The organism is Mucilaginibacter sp. 320_HR, assembly GCF_059691875.1.
The window spans coordinates 763,949-781,735 of sequence record NZ_JCAWAI010000003.1; the positions used below are offsets into that span (position 1 = coordinate 763,949).

Annotated in this window: 16 protein-coding genes; 10 read left to right on the forward strand and 6 right to left on the reverse strand. The window is 45.8% G+C overall.

The features are described 5' to 3' along the window. Positions 1-3: 3 nt before the first annotated feature. The 3 genes from AC59GT_RS14025 to AC59GT_RS14035 all read right to left on the reverse strand — a co-directional run bounded on the left by AC59GT_RS14025 (position 4) and on the right by AC59GT_RS14035 (position 3,580). Entirely contained in the window at positions 4-747 is a 744-nt protein-coding gene (locus tag AC59GT_RS14025) for an ABC transporter ATP-binding protein (protein WP_497238214.1), read from the reverse strand. A gap of 1 nt (position 748) precedes the next feature. Beyond that, on the reverse strand, positions 749-2,224 hold the full coding sequence (locus tag AC59GT_RS14030; RefSeq protein ID WP_497238215.1) for a DUF5687 family protein: 1,476 nt from the start codon (positions 2,222-2,224) through the stop codon (positions 749-751). A 75-nt stretch (positions 2,225-2,299) separates the two neighbouring features. Continuing rightward, complete coding sequence (locus AC59GT_RS14035) at positions 2,300-3,580, reverse strand: replication-associated recombination protein A (protein WP_497238216.1); 1,281 nt, start codon at positions 3,578-3,580, stop codon at positions 2,300-2,302. Between the two features lie 65 nt (positions 3,581-3,645). Between AC59GT_RS14035 and AC59GT_RS14040 the strand changes: the two genes are divergently transcribed. After that, the gene (locus AC59GT_RS14040; RefSeq protein WP_497238217.1) at positions 3,646-4,314 is read left to right on the forward strand and encodes a DNA-3-methyladenine glycosylase family protein; all 669 of its coding nucleotides are present in this window, start codon (positions 3,646-3,648) and stop codon (positions 4,312-4,314) included. Between the two features lie 22 nt (positions 4,315-4,336). Here AC59GT_RS14040 and cphA read toward each other — a convergent pair whose 3' ends face one another. Beyond that, positions 4,337-6,967: a cyanophycin synthetase gene (cphA, locus tag AC59GT_RS14045; protein ID WP_497238218.1), complete on the reverse strand. Its 2,631-nt coding sequence runs from the start codon at positions 6,965-6,967 to the stop codon at positions 4,337-4,339. Between the two features lie 165 nt (positions 6,968-7,132). Here cphA and AC59GT_RS14050 point away from each other — a divergent pair, with 165 nt between their 5' ends. From AC59GT_RS14050 to AC59GT_RS14090, 9 genes are all read left to right on the forward strand, one after another. Next, entirely contained in the window at positions 7,133-8,050 is a 918-nt protein-coding gene (locus tag AC59GT_RS14050) for a cyanophycinase (protein ID WP_497238219.1), read from the forward strand. Beyond that, on the forward strand, positions 8,047-8,889 hold the full coding sequence (locus tag AC59GT_RS14055) for an isoaspartyl peptidase/L-asparaginase (protein ID WP_497238220.1): 843 nt from the start codon (positions 8,047-8,049) through the stop codon (positions 8,887-8,889). The genes AC59GT_RS14050 and AC59GT_RS14055 overlap by 4 nt, the downstream gene beginning before the upstream one ends. Before the next feature lie 207 nt (positions 8,890-9,096). After that, the gene (locus AC59GT_RS14060; protein WP_497238221.1) at positions 9,097-9,714 is read left to right on the forward strand and encodes a tetratricopeptide repeat protein; all 618 of its coding nucleotides are present in this window, start codon (positions 9,097-9,099) and stop codon (positions 9,712-9,714) included. 99 nt (positions 9,715-9,813) lie between these two features. Continuing rightward, positions 9,814-10,668 (forward strand): STAS domain-containing protein, encoded by an 855-nt coding sequence (locus AC59GT_RS14065; protein WP_497238222.1) that lies wholly within the window; start codon positions 9,814-9,816, stop codon positions 10,666-10,668. Between the two features lie 15 nt (positions 10,669-10,683). After that, positions 10,684-11,094: an STAS domain-containing protein gene (locus AC59GT_RS14070; RefSeq protein ID WP_117383107.1), complete on the forward strand. Its 411-nt coding sequence runs from the start codon at positions 10,684-10,686 to the stop codon at positions 11,092-11,094. After that, the gene (locus AC59GT_RS14075) at positions 11,066-11,488 is read left to right on the forward strand and encodes an anti-sigma regulatory factor (protein ID WP_117383106.1); all 423 of its coding nucleotides are present in this window, start codon (positions 11,066-11,068) and stop codon (positions 11,486-11,488) included. Before AC59GT_RS14070 ends, AC59GT_RS14075 begins: the two co-directional genes overlap by 29 nt. Further along, the gene (locus AC59GT_RS14080; RefSeq protein ID WP_497238223.1) at positions 11,481-12,497 is read left to right on the forward strand and encodes an ATP-binding SpoIIE family protein phosphatase; all 1,017 of its coding nucleotides are present in this window, start codon (positions 11,481-11,483) and stop codon (positions 12,495-12,497) included. Before AC59GT_RS14075 ends, AC59GT_RS14080 begins: the two co-directional genes overlap by 8 nt. 1 nt (position 12,498) lies before the next feature. Then, complete coding sequence (locus AC59GT_RS14085; RefSeq protein WP_497238224.1) at positions 12,499-13,689, forward strand: sensor histidine kinase; 1,191 nt, start codon at positions 12,499-12,501, stop codon at positions 13,687-13,689. Between the two features lie 225 nt (positions 13,690-13,914). Continuing rightward, positions 13,915-16,050: a carboxy terminal-processing peptidase gene (locus tag AC59GT_RS14090; protein WP_497238225.1), complete on the forward strand. Its 2,136-nt coding sequence runs from the start codon at positions 13,915-13,917 to the stop codon at positions 16,048-16,050. Positions 16,051-16,353: 303 nt separating this feature from the next. Here AC59GT_RS14090 and gldD read toward each other — a convergent pair whose 3' ends face one another. Together gldD and AC59GT_RS14100 are read right to left on the reverse strand one after the other, a co-directional pair. Further along, entirely contained in the window at positions 16,354-16,938 is a 585-nt protein-coding gene (gene gldD, locus AC59GT_RS14095; protein ID WP_497238295.1) for a gliding motility lipoprotein GldD, read from the reverse strand. After that, complete coding sequence (locus AC59GT_RS14100; RefSeq protein ID WP_497238226.1) at positions 16,938-17,729, reverse strand: shikimate dehydrogenase family protein; 792 nt, start codon at positions 17,727-17,729, stop codon at positions 16,938-16,940. Before AC59GT_RS14100 ends, gldD begins: the two co-directional genes overlap by 1 nt. Positions 17,730-17,787: the final 58 nt, after the last annotated feature.

Consider the following 17,787-nt stretch of genomic DNA (forward strand, 5'->3'; position numbering starts at 1 on the left):
GCCTTAGTGATTCTCCTCGTTGTCAATGCCAGTGTTGGCAGCGGTTGTCTGCCCCACACCGAAGTATTCTTCAAGCTCTGACAGGGTGGACGAGCTAGTCGCAATATCTTTTATGATAACACCCTTTTCCATCAGCAAAATACGTTCACATACATCGGTAACGTGGTTAAGGTCATGGCTGGATACAATAGTAGTTACACCAAGGTTCTTGTTTTCCGTTTTCAGGATGTTCTTCAGCCTGAATTGCGTGCTGGGGTCAATGTTGGCAAAGGGCTCATCCAGCATTAACAACTGCGGCCTTTGCAGTAAGCAGGCTCCAACCCCAACTTTGCACTGGTTACCCTTGCTCAGGTCGCGGATGTACTTGCCTTTTTTCAGGATCTCGCCGTTAAAGAATTCCGTTAGAGAGGCTAAGTACTCGTCTACCTGCGGCTTATTCCTTCCGTGCAGCCCCCCAATGAAATACAGGTACTCTTCGGGTGTAAGGTAATCAATCAAAAAGCCCTCATCCAAATAAGATGCCGTGTAGTTTTTCCATTCCTCGGCACCCGATACATTTTTACCATTTGATAGCACCTCTCCGCTTTCCGGGCGTATAAGGTCCAATATCATACGGAACAGCGTTGTTTTGCCCGCGCCGTTGTTGCCTACCAGCCCTATGCTTTCTCCGCTTTTAATTTCCAGATGTGGCACGTTAACTACAGTAACGCCTGCGTAAACCTTTTTTAAGTTTTTAATCTCTATCATCTTATTGCTTTCTAAAGCCTTCGGCTATTTTAAATCGTTTGGTATAAAAATCAGCTTCTAATTTTTTAATCCAGAAGTTGCGGGTGGCGATGAAAACAATACCCGTTAGCGCCAGCGCGGCAAAGCCTATGTTGGGCTGACCTAAAAACTTGAAAGGTAGGTAAACTAAATAGGGTAGTAACATAAGCGGCAGCGACAACAGCAGTTGTGTAGCGCCAACGCCCTCCCAGTTAAAGGAAGCACCTTTAGACAGGTCGATACGTTTATAGTTGCGATTGGCGAAGAATAACACAATGGTAGTGTTAACGCCAAGGTTCCACAGGTACATAGTAAAATGTATCATAACCACCCGCCACCCAAAATATACATAGGGTACAGTTAACAGGAAAGCCACTGTAGAAACAATAGTGAATAACAGGTACTTACCCTTTAGGAAGTCTGTAAAACTGATCTTGCTCACCAGCAAACCATCAAAATGCGATGCCTGCCAGCTAAACATAAACTGGCCATAGTTGATAATGAAGATACCCGTCATGAACATCCCTACAAACACCTTTATACTTTCACCATAAATGGCCTGGGTATAAAATATTAATCCGTAGAACATAAAAAAGAGCCCCATGGTAAGCGCGGATCGGGATCGTTTATTCCGCAGGATTAGTTTTATTTCATTTGCGGCGAGGTCACCTGCGCGGCCATATCGGCTAAGCAAAGGTATTTCGGTGCTGCTTTTGTAAGCTGAAGCCTTGCGGGAGCCCAGCTCTTCCAGGTAAAGATTGCCTTTGAGGTATACAAAGTTTACGTAATACATTACTGCCGCAAGCAAAACAGGTATTAACACCAGGTAAGGCCTGGTAAGGAGGTTGCCAAAAAACAGGTAAGATGCCGCCTTTAATGAATATAAATGCCATACGTAATCGCCGCAGGTTATGAGGGTAAGGATAGCTCCCGCTATCAGGAATACCCAGCCATTTAGGTTAGCCTTACGCTTAATGTACATGGCCAGGTAGTTGTTAAATACCGATAGTGCTATTATCGAAAGGATAAATGCCAGGGCTGCTCCGGCGCCATGCGCAGGCAAAATAACCTTAAGTATAAACGGCGTGAAAATGATGATTGGCCAAAGGTTGAAAAATGACAGCAATGCAGTAAGCGCGAGATAGCCCACTACCGTGTTCCGTTTCACAGGAAGATGCAGATAGGGCTGCACTTTAAGTGTAGGCAGTTCCTGCAGTTGAAGCCGCATGAGCAACTCGAACAGAAAGTACACCAGTATAATACCGCAAAAAACCACTGTGAGGTTTTCTTTAGGGAACATCTTACCGAGGATCATGTCCAGGAAGATGCCGAACACAACTAAATAAAGCAGCAAGATGAGTATAAGGATACCCATTATCACTTTAACAGCAATGGTTTTACCGGTATTTGAAGAACGCCAGAAGGACTTTAGTTCGTGACTGAAAAAGGTAGATATCATATTGAGGATTTCAAATGCTACGGAAGATAACAATTTAAAAGAAGCAGAAGCAAAGAATTTAAAATAGAGAGTCGGCTAGTAGTTATAACGGTCGCCCCAAAGTTTCTTTAAACGATCTTTTGACTCATTCTCCCGTGCATTGTTACCGGGTTCATAAATTTTAGTTCCGCGGATAGCTTCCGGCAAAAAGTCTTGGTTTACAAAGTTTCCTTCAAAGTTGTGGGCGTACTGGTAATTTTTACCATAGCCTATGTTCTTCATTAGTTTTGTTGGCGCATTGCGCAAATGCAGCGGAACAGGTAGATCGCCGGTTTGCTTAAGCAGCGACATGGCTGTCCCTATAGCCGTAGTAGCCGAATTGCTTTTTGGCGATGTTGCCAGGTAAATGACGGTTTGAGAAAGTATTAACTGCGACTCTGGCATGCCGATTATCTGTACGGCGTTAAAGCAGCTTTGAGCAAGCAGTAAAGCGTTCGGGTTGGCGTTGCCTATATCTTCCGATGCGAGTATAAGCATACGGCGGGCTATAAAAATAGGGTCCTCACCGCCTGCTATCATTCGCGCCAGCCAGTATACAGCCCCATTTGGGTCGCTTCCCCGCATTGATTTAATAAAGGCCGATATAATGTCGTAATGCTGCTCGCCTGTCTTGTCGTAAAGGGCCATGTTCTGCTGCACATGGTCCAGTACTATATCATTGGTTAGCGTAATGCTTTTCTTATCAAACGAGTTCACCAGCAGCTCAAATATGTTGAGCAGCTTCCGGGCATCACCGCCGCTTAACCGCAACAGCGCTTCATGCCCTTTAATGTTGATTTTTCTTTGCTTTAAAACCTCATCTTCCGATGCGGCTTTTGTCAGCAGATCCAACAGGTCCTGCTCTTCCAGGTGCTTTAAGATGTATACCTGGCAACGCGACAGCAAAGCGGAGATTACCTCGAATGATGGGTTTTCGGTAGTTGCGCCAATAAGGGTAACTATGCCGCGCTCCACCGCTCCCAGCAGCGAGTCCTGCTGCGATTTGGAGAAGCGGTGTATCTCATCAATAAACAATATGGGCAACACTTCGCCCTGTTCCCTCAATACCGATGCTTTTTCAATTACCTCACGCACATCTTTAACCCCGGAATTGATAGCGCTTAAAGAAAAGAACGGACGATAAAGCGATTGAGAAATGATATAGGCTAACGTGGTTTTGCCTACCCCCGGCGGCCCCCAAAATATCATAGACGGCAGCGAGCCGCTTTCGATGGCTTTACGCAGCACGGCACCTTTACCCACCAGGTGTTTTTGGCCTACATAATCGTCCAGCGATTTTGGTCGCATGCGTTCGGCTAAAGGCGGCAGGTTGTTCATAAAGTAAAATTGGTAAATAGAAACGCGATATCCTAAGAAAATTAGTAATATTGATTAATAGACAGATGCCTCAAAAATTTAATAAAGATAATTATCATAGCATTTGCGACCAGCTTGCATTGGCCGATGATGACTTTGCAGCCGTAATAAACAAGTACGGTTATCCGCCTATGTGGAGCCGAGCAAACACCTTCGAAACGATTGTGCATATTATACTGGAGCAGCAGGTGTCATTGGCATCAGCGCTTTCTGCCCTTAATAAACTGCGCGAGCGGATACAGGAAATAACCCCGGCGCGGGTACTGCTGCTAACGGATGCAGAAATGCGCGAATGTTATTGCAGCAGACAGAAAACAGCTTACATACGCTATTTAGCAGAGGCCGTCATCAGCGGGCAAATTGACCTTAAAGCATTTGAGCAGATGGAAGATGAAGCCATACGTACACAATTGTGCGTGTTAAAAGGTATCGGCAATTGGACTGTTGATGTTTACCTGATGTTTGTATTGCAACATACGGATATACTACCCCTGGGCGACCTTGCTATTGTGAACGCAATTAAACAGCTTAAGGCATTACCAAAGGAAACAACTAAGGAAGAACTATTGCTGATTGCTGAACCGTGGAGGCCATACCGCACAATAGCCAGTATGCTGTTGTGGCACTATTATCTTTCGGTGCCGCGTGGCCGTAAACCGGTTAAAAGTAAAAAAGCTCCAGTAAAGGAGCTTTAATAAGTATATTCATAAATGCCACTTACAGCAACGGGTTGCCATCCCTGTCTTTTTCCTGGAAGTTTTGTACAATCTCAATAGCGTTATCTACCGCGTCGCTTAACGTGGTTATAAAAGCACCCGGCCTGGCCCGATCGATAGCTGCTTGTACAGCATCTTCATTATTACCCCGTATGATCTCGTAAGACATATCGGCTTTTACTTCTTTAATGCCTTCTATCATCAAGTCCAGTATGTTCTCGCGTGTGCGGCCGCGCATATGGTTTTCCTGGCGCAGCAGTATGTGGTCGAACATGGTAGCAGCAAGGCGGCCGAGTTCGCGTATGTCGTCATCCCTGCGGTCGCCGGTACCTGCAATCAATCCAATTTTGTAAGGAGAGTCTACATGGCGCAAAAACTCGCGTATGCCGATGTATCCGTCGGGGTTATGGGCAAAGTCTATCATGAACCTGAAGTCGCGGAAATTGAAGATGTTCATCCTTCCAGGTGTTTGCGCCGCAGATGGGATAAACGTTTCCAGCGCTATCTTGATATCCTCGGTCTTAAAACCCCACAGGAAAGTTGCCAGCGTTGCAGCCATAGCATTATCTATCATGAAAGGTACCGTTCCGCCAAATGTCAGCGGGATAAGGCTGGTGCGCTGCACGCGTATCTTCCAGTCGCCTTTAAGTATGGTAATAAAGCCGTTTTCGCAAACACAGGCTATGCCGCCCTTCTTGCAGTGTGCCTGTATAACGGGGTTGTTTTCATTACGGCTGAAGTAAGCAATGTTACAATCAGCCCTTTTGCCTGCACGTACGCAGTATTCATTATCTGCATTCAGCACGCCCCAGCCATCTTTCTTCACTGAGTTCAGCACAACACTTTTTACCCGGGTAAGGTCGTCCAGGTTGTGTATGTCGGCGAGGCCCAGATGGTCTTCCTGTATGTTGGTTATAACGCCAATATCGCAGCTGCTAAAGCCGAGGCCCGACCGCAGGATGCCGCCACGGGCTGTCTCTAAGACGGCGAAATCTACTGTCGGGTCCTTCAGTATAAACTCGCTGCTCACCGGCCCTGTGGTGTCGCCCTTCATCATCATGGTGTTTTGCACATAAATACCGTCTGACGTGGTGTAGCCCACCCGGTGCCCGTTATTTTTTACAATATGCGCTATAAGGCGTGTGGTTGTGGTTTTACCGTTTGTGCCTGTAATAGCAATAATAGGTATGCGCGACGGCGCACCCGGAGGGTAAAGCATGTCTATAACATGCCCTGCTACGTTGCGGGGCAAACCTTCGCTTGGTGCTATGTGCATCCTGAAGCCAGGTGCCGCGTTCACTTCTAGTATCACGCCCCCATTCTCGGTAAGTGGCTCGGTCAGGTTTTCGGCCATTATGTCTATGCCACAAATATCCAAACCTATAATCTTGGAGATACGTTCACAAATGAAAACATTCTGCGGATGCACGTGATCCGTAACATCAACAGAGGTGCCGCCTGTGCTTAGGTTGGCGGTCGACTTTACAAACACTTTCTCTCCTGCTGCGGGCACGGTCTCCAGGGTATACCCCTTTTTATCTAACAGATCAAGCGTGTCGCGGTCTACATCTATCAGTGTGAGCACATTCTCGTGGCCGTAACCACGACGTGGGTCGGTGTTCTCAATGTCTATCAGCTCCTGTATGGTGTGGATGCCGTCGCCTTTTACGTGGGCGGGGTCGCGCAGCGCTGCTGCAACCATCTTATTGTCAATAACCAGCACGCGGAAGTCGTAACCGGTAATAAAACGTTCTACAATAACGCGACGGGATATGCGGGCCGCGTGTTCGTATGCCGCAATGGCCTCTTCGGTAGTTTTTATATTAATGCTGATGCCGCGGCCATGATTTCCATCTAGCGGCTTAAACACCAGCGGAAAACCAATTTTGCTTATGGCTTCTACTACCTGCTCTACCTTGCTAATGGTCATGCCCTTCGCTACAGGTATGGCCTGCTCCTGCAGCAGGCGCTTGGTCTCGTCTTTGTTGCTGGCAATATCAACGGCTATGCTGCTGGTCTTCTCAGTCATGGTAGCGCGAAAACGTACCTGGTTTTTGCCATAACCCAGTTGCACCAGGCTTTGGTTGTTCAATCTTATCCAGGGGATGTTGCGGGCAATGGCCTCCTCAACAATAGCGCCGGTGCTTGGCCCCAGGCGTGTGTTTTCGCGTATCTCTCGCATTTCCTGTATATCCTTTTCCAGGTCATACTCTTCCCCGTTAATAAGGGCTTCTGCTATGCGTACCGCAGAGCCGGCGGCAAATACGCCCACCTTCTCCTCTAAGTAAGCAAACACCACATTATATACGCCGGGCGTTTTGGTTTCACGTGTGCGCCCAAAGCCGGTGTCCATACCTGCCAGTGTCTGTATTTCCAGTGCAATATGTTCAATAACGTGGCCCATCCAGGTGCCGGCAATTACACGCTCAAAAAAGCCACCCGGAACACCGGGCGAACAGCGGTGCTGGTACAGAGAGGGAAGCAGCGCTTTAAGGCGTTCGTAAAAGCCATCAATTTCGTTTGTAGGCCTGTGCTCCATCTCCTGAAGGTCAAGCCGCATTTGAATTAATTTCTTGCGGGAAATGCTCCAGATGTTAGGGCCGCGCAGTACTTGTATGTTCTCTATTTTCATAGGTGGGTAAAATCGTGTATGTAGTTAGGGGAGTAATACGTCCTAAAGCTAGAAAACTTCTAAAGCAGATAAAATGTTTCGGCGTAAAAACTGCATTATTATCATTTAAATCAGTGGTTTTTACCGTTTTTTATTTTAATTTGTATTGAACGATACTTAAACTATATGAGCCCTAAAGGAAAACTGGTAATAATTGGCGGCGCTGTGGATATGGGCAGTAACGTGAGCGTGCTGGAACATATAATGCAGCCGCAATACATCAAATTTTTCGAAAAAGGCATACTTCGCCGCATCATCAACGAGTCGGCGAAGCAGGAGGCCTCTATAGTGGAGGTGATTACCACTGCTTCACAAATACCCAACTTAGTAGGTAACGAATACATTAAGGCATTTAACCAGCTTAACGTCAGGCATGTAAATGTGCTGCACATTAAAAGCAGGGAAGACGCCTCGAGCCCTGAGTATTTAGACCGCATCAGCCGTGCAGATGTAGTAATGTTCAGCGGCGGCGATCAGCTGCGCCTTACCGCAATATTTGGCGGTACCCAGTTCCTGCAGATATTAAAACGGCGCTATAACGAAGAAAACTTTGTTATAGCCGGAACCTCCGCGGGCGCAGCTGCCGCATCTACCCATATGATCTACCGCGGGCAGAGCAATGAGGCCCTGATAAAAGGCGAAGTACAGATAACTGCAGGCCTTGGCTTTATTGATTCTGTTATTGTGGATACGCACTTTGTGCAGCGCGGCCGTATAGGGCGGTTGTTATATGCTGTAGCGACTAATCCGGGGATACTTGGCATTGGCCTTGGTGAGGATGCCGGTTTGTTAATTACCGAAGGCAGCATGATGGAGGCCATTGGCAGCGGATTGATCATGCTGGTTGATGGCACTAATATGGTAGAGACTAACATTTATGACGTAGAGATAGGTGCGCCGGTGTCGATTGAGAACCTGAAGGTGCATGTAATGTCCATATTTGATAAGTACGACCTGGTGCAGCACCGCCTGCTCATAAAAAAGGCAATTAAAGTGGAGGAAGGCGAGTTTATAACTGCGCCTGATAATAACGACCTGCAATGAAACTCATCATACACGGCGGCTTCTTCAGCGAAAGCCAAACCAACCAGGAGGTAAAAAAAGCCAAGCAGGATGCCTTGCGCGAAATTGTAGAGCTTGGGCACAAATACCTGGAAACACATACAGCGGCACAAACCGTAGTTTACACCGTACACCTGCTGGAAGATTGCGACCTGTTTAATGCCGGTACCGGTTCGCAGATACAAAGCGACGGCAAAATACGCCTGAGTGCTGCACTGATGGATGGCAAAACACAAAAGTTTTCGGGGGTGATAAACATTGAGGATGTACGCAACCCTATTTGCATTGCCGAAAAGCTGATGGGCTACGAAGACCGCGTGCTGAGCGCCAAAGGCGCATGCGATTTTGCACGAGAGAACGGGTTTGACTATTACAACCCCGAAACGCCTCAGCGCAGGAAAGAATATGAGAAAAAACTTAGTGATTCTATCCGCCTGGGCACTGTTGGCGCTGTAGCGCTTGATGTATACGGAGATATAGCCGCTGCCACTTCTACAGGCGGCAAAGGTTTTGAGATGCCCGGCCGGGTGAGTGACTCGGCAACTACCGCGGGCAATTATGCTAATGCTTTTGCAGGGATATCCTGCACCGGTGTGGGCGAAGACATTGTAAGCGGCAGTGTGGCTACAAAAATTGTTACCCGCGTAACCGACGGCATGCCGCTTTTTGCCGCAACCGAAAAGACCCTTGATGAAATGAAACCTTACGATGGTTTTGCCGGCGTAATAGGCATCACCAACACGGGTGATATCTACCATGCCGATACTCACCCCTACATGGTTTGGGCCTTGCATGATGGCGAAGTGGAGGTTTTTGAATAGTTAAAACTATTCACTTCTGTCATAATAGCTCTTTGCAGGTATTTAAACAGCTAGTATACTAACAATGAAACTTTTACGTTTTCAAGGACGTAAAACAAGATCGTTACATTCTGATATGCGATGGATTAAATTTGTCTCTTGACAATGCAATATTTGTGCGTATCTTTACTTACCAGTTAATTTAACTATTCCCGGGCGAAAACATAGATGAGATACATACTTTTACTCCTCTTCTGCGCACTAAACCTTACTGCATCTGCACAATGGTGGCGCGGCGACTTTAAAAAACACCCGCGCTTGCCTCTAATTACAGCTCAACCAAAAAGCTATTCGGCAAAGCGTTTAATTAAGCCAACTACCAACATAAAGCTTCCCGGTTTCAAAATAGCGCGTTCTGCTTACAATCTAAACGTATGCGAGAACTTGGTAATGCGCGAAGCTCAGCACCATATGCGCTTCCGGGAATATGCAATGGCGAGTTACAACTTCAGCGACCTGGCCTTGTTATATGTTCAGGAGAACCGCCTTTCGGAAGCTAAGTGGTATTTCCTGCAAAGTATACTGATCTCCAAAAACCAGAGCGATAACCCGCATACCATCAACAGTCTTATAAGCCTGGCCATGATAAAGGCCGACCTTGGTGACCTGGAGCAGGCGCAGCAGGACCTTACCGAGGCCCGAAAAATAGCTGAACTGGCCAACCGTGCCGACGACATTAAAAGGATCGACAGCAAGATACGTTTTGTACAAAGCAATAAAATTTGGCTCCCGAAAACAGACCTGCGCTATGCTGATAACGCGGAGGTTGTTGTAAAAACCAAATAATACGCTTTTTTGTAACTTTCCTGTTATTTAGCAGCATCTGCATTGGTAAAATGTTGAGAAAATAATTGTACTATTACAGCACAATTTCAACTTAACCTTATGCCTGTGGAAATCTCCAAGCTTTTAAAAAAGAAACAAGCTGTAATACTGGAACGCTGGATGACTAACCAGATGGCCGACAACTCGATGCGGGAGGAACTTATGAGCAATGAGGATCTGCGCCAGGAGTCAGACGAGTTAATATCTGCACTTGTTAAAACCATCAACGATAATAATATCAACAACCCGGATTCTGATGATTTCGATCAGGTTATAGAGATATTGGGCGGAATTTCCATATCCAGGTCCAGGCAAGGTTTTAGCCCTCGCGAGACAGGTTTGTTCATCATCAGTCTTAAAGAAGCCCTATTGCAAGTACTCAGGGAAGAAGTTAAAGACCTCGCGCAATTTATTGACCTTAGCCTGGCTATCTCACGGCTGATGGACGGTTTTTCAATTATGACGTTTGAAACGTTCATAAAAGGCCGTGAAGAAATAATCCTTCGCCAAACAGATGAGATAACTGAAATTTCCACCCCTGTGATACGTGTTTGGGACGGTATATTAGCCTTGCCTATAATAGGTACGCTGGACAGTGCCCGCACGCAGGTGGTGATGGAAAGCCTCCTTACCGAAATTGTGGAATCGAGCAGCAGTGTTGCTATATTAGATATTAGTGGTGTCCCTACAGTTGACTCGCTGGTGGCACAGCATCTTTTAAAAACAGTAAGTGCAACCCGCCTGATGGGTGCCGAATGCATTATAAGCGGCATACGCCCGGAAATTGCGCAAACCATTGTGCACCTGGGTATAGACCTGTCAGACATTGTTACTAAGGCAAGCCTGGCCAGCGCGTTGCAGTATGCTTTCAGGACAATGAGATTAGAAGTACGTAAAAACGCTGCAAAGCTGTAATCAATTTTATCTGCTATGGATAGAATTCCTATTTTAAGAATGGGCCAGTTTTTACTGGTAACTATACAGGTTGATCTGTATGACAGGCTTGCGCTTGACCTTGAGGCCGACCTTGTTAAAGCCGTGAGCAAAACCGGTGCCCGGGGAATCCTTATAGATATATCGGCGGTAAGTATCGTCGATTCTTTTATGGGCCGCATTATTGGCAACATAGGGGTTATGTCTAAGCTGCTGGATGCAGAAACGGTAGTTGTAGGCATGCAGCCGGCTGTTGCTATTACCCTTGTAGAACTTGGCCTGCCGTTAAAAGGGGTCTACACCGCTCTTAATGTCGAGCGAGGCATGGATCTATTGAAATCAAAGATTCAGTTTGAAGATGAAACAATAGACCAGGAAGATGATAACAGCGACGATCTCCCTGAATAAAGACACCGTTATTGTTCAGCGCGAGCAGGATGTTGTGCTTTTTCGAAACCGGGTTAAGGAGTATGCAGTTAAAATTCGCATGGGCCTTGTCAATCAAACAAAACTTATTACCGCCGCCAGCGAACTGGTGCGCAATATGCTGCGCTATGGTAACGGCGGGCAGGTGCTTATAGAGGTGGTTACAAGAGGGCGTGATAATGGTATACGTTTAACCTTTAAAGATCAGGGGCCCGGCATTGCAGATATTAGCATGGCTTTAAAAGACGGCTTTAGTACAGGAAAAAGCCTTGGCCTTGGCCTGCCCGGTGCCAAACGGCTGGTAAATGAATTTGATATTAAAAGCGAATTGGGGAAGGGTACAATAGTTACTATTTTAAAGTGGGCCAATGGTTGATGCCACGCACATTAGCTTTGATGTCTCGGACAGGAGCTATTACGCAATTCTGAAAAAGGCCGTACATGCGCTTGCGCTTAACGCCGCGTTCCCTGAGAAGCGGATTGCCGAACTGGACATTATTGTAGCAGAGATAACCTCTAACCTGCATAAATATGCCGACGGGGGCGAGATACTGCTGGCGCATTTTGCAGAGCAGGGTAAAGAGTTTATAGAGTTGATATGTATTGATAATGGCCCGGGCATAAATGATGTGAACAGAGTAATGGCCGATGGCTATTCTACCACAAATACAATGGGCCATGGGTTGGGTAGCATAAAACGCCTGTCGGACGAATTTGACATATATTCGCAGAAAGGTTGGGGTACCATTCTTTACAGCAGGGTTTATAAAACCGCGCCGCCCGCTAAAAACAGGACTAAGAATACGTTGTTGCTTTCCCCCATTGTAGTGTCTAAGCCGGGTGAAAGCACCAGTGGCGATGGGTTTTCAATTAAAATAACGGAACAATATATAAAGCTGATGCTTGCTGATGGATTGGGGCATGGCCCTGAGGCTAATTTTGCCGTTAACGAAGCCGTTAAGGCTTTTAAGGTATGCCCGCTGCATTCCCCTACAGAGATCATCAGGTACCTGCATGGCTCGGTACGTAAAACACGCGGCATGGTGGCCACTGTTGTAGTGGTTGATATAACCACCCGGAAGCTGAGCATAGCAGGGGTAGGTAATATATCAGCCAAGCTTTCCGGCCCTGCAATGTCAAAAAGCCACCTGGCATATAATGGCATTATTGGCCATAACGTGCCCAATACCATGAACGACCAGGTACTTGACCTGACCGACTACAACCAGCTGGTGCTATGTTCTGACGGGATGCGCTCGCGGTGGGAAGTAAATAAATTACCAGCCATTATCCGCAGCAGCATAACTGTACAGGCTGCCGCTATTTATAAAGATTTTGCACGCAGAACGGACGACATGTCTGTTGTTATTGCCAAATTTAATTGATATGACAGAACTTGTTTCTATCACCCTCGAGAACGAAATGGACCTTATACTCGCGTATAAGAGGTCCATCCGCATGGCTGAGCTACTGGGCCTCAGCATTTCAACACAAACAGCATTCTCTACGGCGGTATCTGAAGTTTGCCGCGAGGTTATAGATAAAGCCGTACACGGGGTTGCGGTGCTGGGTGCTACTACCGACACTGGGCGCTACTACATGGTAGCACAAATATCCGGCGTTGTTGAAGAGGATTTTAACAGGCATAACGAAGGTTTTGAATATGCCCGCAAACTGGTGCCGGTTTTAAATACCAGCATTAGCGGAGATCACTTGCAGGTTGAGCTGCGCCTATCTATACCCAGGCATACCAAGGTTGATGCACACAAGGTGCTACTTGTTAAAGAACAGTTTAAAAAAGAAGGCCCGATAAGCGCCTATGAAGAGGTTAAGCTACAAAATGTAGTACTGCACCAATTAAACCTGCAGCATGAAACCGCCTTAACAGAAGCAAGGTACCTGAACAGCCAGAAGAACGAGTTCCTTTCCGTTGTAAGCCACGAGATCAACTCACCGTTAACTATTCTGCGCTCGTTTGCGCAACTTGCAGTGCGTGCAGATAAGGGGCAAAATGAAACCCTTACTAAATACCTGAAGAAAATAGACACACAAACCCTTAAGCTGAACAACCTGGTGCAGCAGCTATTGGACATAAGTAAGATAGAAAACGGCGAGATAATGTACGACCGTAAACCTACAGATCTGAACGAGTTTATTACAGAGCTTTCAGAATCGCTAACGGTGCTCATATCATCGCACACGCTGGAGATATCCCTGGATAGTACGTGTAACGTATTTATTGATAAGCTCCGTTTTGAACAGGTGTTAAGTAATTTGGTAGGTAATGCTGCTAAATACTCGGTTGCTGGCAGCCCGGTTCGCCTTTACACCAGGAAAGAGCAAGGGGGAGTAACTGTTTGCGTAGAAGATAAAGGTATTGGGATGTCTGACGATACGATAGCTAATGTGTTTAACAAATTTTACAGGAGTGAAGGCGTGATACATAAATACAGCGGATTAGGCATGGGCCTTTATATTACATCGCGTATTATAAATGATCATCAGGGAACGGTGAACGTTACCAGTAAAGAAGGAGAAGGCTCTTGCTTTTCGTTTACGCTTTCTGCACATAATTAATTGCCCGCCCGGGCGTTATATAACTAATTAGCTAAACACATAGGTCTGTGTAACAATTGCGTAAAATGCCCGTCGTATTATAAAACAACACAAACATAATTGTAATATTGTTATTCAATATATATTAGCGGGACGGCTGTGGCTGTCTCTTTTTTTATAAGCAAAATAAAACAGGCACAAGTATTGATGTTTAACCAGGGCCCAGATTTAATTACCGTAAAAGATATGTTTAAGAAATTTTATTTAATGGTGGTGTTAGGCGCCGCGCTTGCCTGTAACGCATCTCCCTCAAAACCGGTACCTGCAAGAAAAGCAGGACCAAACGACCTGGCACCCGATGCGCAGCAAAGCGTAATTATGCAAAAGGTAGCGGGCCTGGTATCTGGCTATAACTACAAAAAAGTAGAGTTAAATGATTCCATTTCGGCGCTGATTTATACAGATTACCTAAAGAAGATAGACCCTAACCACAACTACTATCTCGCATCGGACGTTAAGGAGTTTGAACAGTACAAAACTGTGCTGGACGATGATATTAAAGCCGGCGACCTTAGCCATGTATTTTACATGTTCAACGTTTTCCAGAAACGCTACAACGAGTACGTGAACTTTTCTATAGCACAACTGGGTAAAGAGTTTGATTTTGCTAAAAACGAAACTTTTACTTACGACCGCGAAAAGCTGCCATTTGCCTCTTCGGAGTCGGAGCTGCATAACCTTTGGGCGCAACGTGTAAAATACGACCTGCTTAACTTGAAACTTACCGGGAAAGACCTGGCGGCTAATAAGGTTACCCTTAAAAAGCGCTACACCAACATTTTGTCGCAATCAAATAAAATGAACAGCGGCGACGTTTTCCAGGTGTTTATGGATTCGTTCACCGGCGCTATAGATCCGCATACCAACTACTTTATCCCTTCAGAAGCTGCCCGCTTCAATATTGATATGGCACGCTCATTGGAAGGTATAGGCGCTACCCTTCAGTCCCAAAACGAATACGTAACCATTACCAGCATTGTACCGGGCGGCCCGGCCGATAAGAGCAAGCAACTAGCAGTTGATGACCGCATAGTTGGTGTTGCGCAAGGTAAAGCAGGCGAGTTTCAGGATATTATTGGCTGGAGGATAGAAAACGCGATAGCGCTTATCCGTGGTACAAAAGGTACTACCGTACGTTTACAAATTTTGCCTAAAGGCGTAAACACCACTGCCAAACCAAGGATACTGGAATTGGTAAGGGAAAAGATCATCCTTAAGGATATATCTGCCAAGAAGGAGATCCGTACGTATAACCTTAATGGCAAACAGGTTAAAATAGGTATTATTAATGTACCGGCCTTTTACCTGGACTTTAATGATTATAAAAGCGGAAACCCTAATTATAAGAGTACCACCCGTGATGTTAGGCTGATATTAGATACCCTGAAACGCGAAGGTGTTGACGGGGTAGTGATGGATATGCGCCAGAATGGTGGCGGATCGCTAATGGAAGCTTCTGAGCTTACCGGCTTGTTCATTAAAACCGGCCCGGTAGTACAAGTACGCGACCCGCGTAACCAGGTAGAGGTAGAAAAAGACGACGATCCGGCAATTGCCTGGTCTGGCCCGCTGGCTGTATTGGTAGACCGTTTCAGCGCTTCTGCAACAGAGATATTCTCGGCGGCTATACAAGACTATGGCCGCGGCGTTATACTTGGTACCCAAACTTATGGTAAGGGTTCGGTACAGCGCATTATAGACCTTGATGAGGTGATCAGCCCATCACTTAAAGACCGTTTGGCTAAAATGATGGGTAAATCTACCACGGTAGCTACCGGCAGCCAAAACAAATTTGGACAGCTTAACCTAACCATTGGTAAGTTCTATCGCGTTAGCGGTGGTTCTACGCAGCACAAAGGTGTAATGCCTGATATCACCTTCCCATCGGTTATTCCAATGGATAAATATGGTGAAGACACTGAGCCATCTGCAATGCCTTACGATGTGATCCCGAAAACAGATTACACAAAGGTTGGCGACTTTACATCGGTACTGCCACAGCTAACTAAAATGCACGAACAGCGCATGAGCACCAGCGCAAGCTTTAAATACCTGATGGAAGACATTGCCGAAATGAAAAAGCGCGATGCCGAAACCAGTGTTACACTAAACGAAGCACAGCTTAAACAACAACGCGATACGGATGAGAAAACCGCATTTGAAAAAAGCAACCAGCGCCGTGTAGCATTGGGCTTGCCGCCATTAAAAAAAGGCGAAGCAAAACCGAAGAACGAAGACCTGGACTTTTTGAAGATAGAAGCAGGACAGATACTGACTGATTACATCACCCTTGACAACAAAGTATCGACTGTGATCAAGTAAGATAAATAACTTTAAAAAAGAGCGGCTTTCCCAAAAGGAGAGCCGCTCTTTTTTGTGTTCGCCGGAAGGTAAAATCTACCTGTAATAAATAGTATTACTTGCAAATAAAAGTAAAATTTAGCTGTTTAATTGCTGCGGTTTTTAAAGGTTGCTGAATAAAAATCAGGTAAAAAACCGCCTTAATAGTGCTTTTTTCAAAGGTTTTCAGGAATAATGATCAATTGAAATAAAAGTGTTCAAAATGCCCGAACACAAAAAAACTGAACACTTTTGAACAATTTTGCCTGTAAGTGCAGGTTCAGTTTACTTCCACTTAAAGCTCTTGATCATCACATCTACGTCCTTCTTCAGGAAGGTTAATACCGGCTGTATGGAGTCTAGCCGCGGCTCGGAATTGAAATAAAGGGCGCCACGCAAATAGTGCCTGGTGCTATCCGTAAGAAAGAATTGCGCGGATGAAGCTGCATTACCATCAATGGTATAGTAAATGCCATAAACCTTACGATCAGGGTAGGCAATGCGCGCTTCATCAATAGAGGTTGCTTTTACGGTATGCTTAAAGCTAAGCTTATGGGCATCCTCCACTAACTCATTAAATTCCTGTTTAGATTTTATAGGCTCGTAGCTTAGGTGCAATGTGGCGTTGAAGTCTTTAAACTGGATGTTTTGCCAGCAGGGTTTAGCATCTTTAGCTTTGTCTGCTTCTATCTGCCCGTATTTAGGGTACTGGAACGTGAAAGGGCAGCCTTGCTCGTAAGCTGTATAATCCTTTTTCGGGTAGTATATCCTGAAGAATCCACGCGGCTTTGGTGAGTAATCCGGTTCTCCCCCGCATGCGCTAAGCAATAGTGCAGCAGCAAACGGCAATACATAACTCCTGAGCTTCATTATTCTTTTGAGTTCCATATTTCCCATGCTTTTTCGGCCTGCAGTACCAGCATCTCGTAACCATTCTTGGTGGTCGCATTACGTTCGGCACCCTTAGCCAGGAACATTGTTTGTGCCGGATTATAAACGAGGTCATACAACAAATGGTCTGACCCAATTGCCTCGTAAGGTATTGGGGGGCATTCGTCTACATTAGGGTAAGTGCCCAGTGGCGTAGTGTTGATGATGAGTTTGTATTCGGCAACCATATCGGCTGTAAGATCATCAAATAAAATACGGTCCTCAGCCGGCTTACGCGTAACAGATTTAAACTTGATACCCTTATTTTCCAGTACACACTTTACGGCCCTTGCAGCGCCACCATCGCCAAGTATAAGCGCTTTATCATGATCGCCTGTAAGCAACGGACTTAACGAGCGTTCAAAGCCATGTATGTCTGTGTTGTAGCCTTCCAGGCGCAGGTCGTCTCCAAGTATACCTACCTCTCCTGAAAATGCAACCGATACCGGGCTTTGGCTAATTATGCGTATGCAATTTACAGCACCAGCGGTTTTGGCGTCGTGCTCTATCCAATCAAGGTATTCAAGAACAGCTGTTTTGTAAGGGATAGTTACGTTGAGGCCGCATAATAACGGATTATCTTTTAATAGAGGATTAAGGTCTTTTATGCTTTCTATAGGGTAAAGGTCATAAACCGCGTCCACGATCTTTTCATTTTCGAACTTTTCGGTAAAGTACTTTTTAGAGAAGGAGTGCGACAGCGGATAGCCGATAAGTCCGTATTTTTTCATTTCCTGAACAATAAATGGCGTGCAATATTTTCCTTAGCTGTTTAAAGCTAAACGGTAA

Bases quoted from the DNA above. Each gene is read 5' to 3' on its own strand.
- AC59GT_RS14085 (WP_497238224.1), top strand. From the start codon at position 12,499: ATGACAGAACTTGTTTCTATCACCCTCGAGAACGAAATGGACCTTATA.
- cphA (WP_497238218.1), bottom strand. From the start codon at position 6,967: ATGAAAATAGAGAACATACAAGTACTGCGCGGCCCTAACATCTGGAGC.
- AC59GT_RS14050 (WP_497238219.1), top strand. From the start codon at position 7,133: ATGAGCCCTAAAGGAAAACTGGTAATAATTGGCGGCGCTGTGGATATG.
- AC59GT_RS14030 (WP_497238215.1), bottom strand. From the start codon at position 2,224: ATGATATCTACCTTTTTCAGTCACGAACTAAAGTCCTTCTGGCGTTCT.
- gldD (WP_497238295.1), bottom strand. From the start codon at position 16,938: ATGAAGCTCAGGAGTTATGTATTGCCGTTTGCTGCTGCACTATTGCTT.
- AC59GT_RS14025 (WP_497238214.1), bottom strand. From the start codon at position 747: ATGATAGAGATTAAAAACTTAAAAAAGGTTTACGCAGGCGTTACTGTA.
- AC59GT_RS14100 (WP_497238226.1), bottom strand. From the start codon at position 17,729: ATGAAAAAATACGGACTTATCGGCTATCCGCTGTCGCACTCCTTCTCT.
- AC59GT_RS14080 (WP_497238223.1), top strand. From the start codon at position 11,481: ATGGTTGATGCCACGCACATTAGCTTTGATGTCTCGGACAGGAGCTAT.
- AC59GT_RS14065 (WP_497238222.1), top strand. From the start codon at position 9,814: ATGCCTGTGGAAATCTCCAAGCTTTTAAAAAAGAAACAAGCTGTAATA.
- AC59GT_RS14060 (WP_497238221.1), top strand. From the start codon at position 9,097: ATGAGATACATACTTTTACTCCTCTTCTGCGCACTAAACCTTACTGCA.
- AC59GT_RS14070 (WP_117383107.1), top strand. From the start codon at position 10,684: ATGGATAGAATTCCTATTTTAAGAATGGGCCAGTTTTTACTGGTAACT.
- AC59GT_RS14035 (WP_497238216.1), bottom strand. From the start codon at position 3,580: ATGAACAACCTGCCGCCTTTAGCCGAACGCATGCGACCAAAATCGCTG.
- AC59GT_RS14075 (WP_117383106.1), top strand. From the start codon at position 11,066: ATGATAACAGCGACGATCTCCCTGAATAAAGACACCGTTATTGTTCAG.
- AC59GT_RS14055 (WP_497238220.1), top strand. From the start codon at position 8,047: ATGAAACTCATCATACACGGCGGCTTCTTCAGCGAAAGCCAAACCAAC.
- AC59GT_RS14040 (WP_497238217.1), top strand. From the start codon at position 3,646: ATGCCTCAAAAATTTAATAAAGATAATTATCATAGCATTTGCGACCAG.
- AC59GT_RS14090 (WP_497238225.1), top strand. From the start codon at position 13,915: ATGTTTAAGAAATTTTATTTAATGGTGGTGTTAGGCGCCGCGCTTGCC.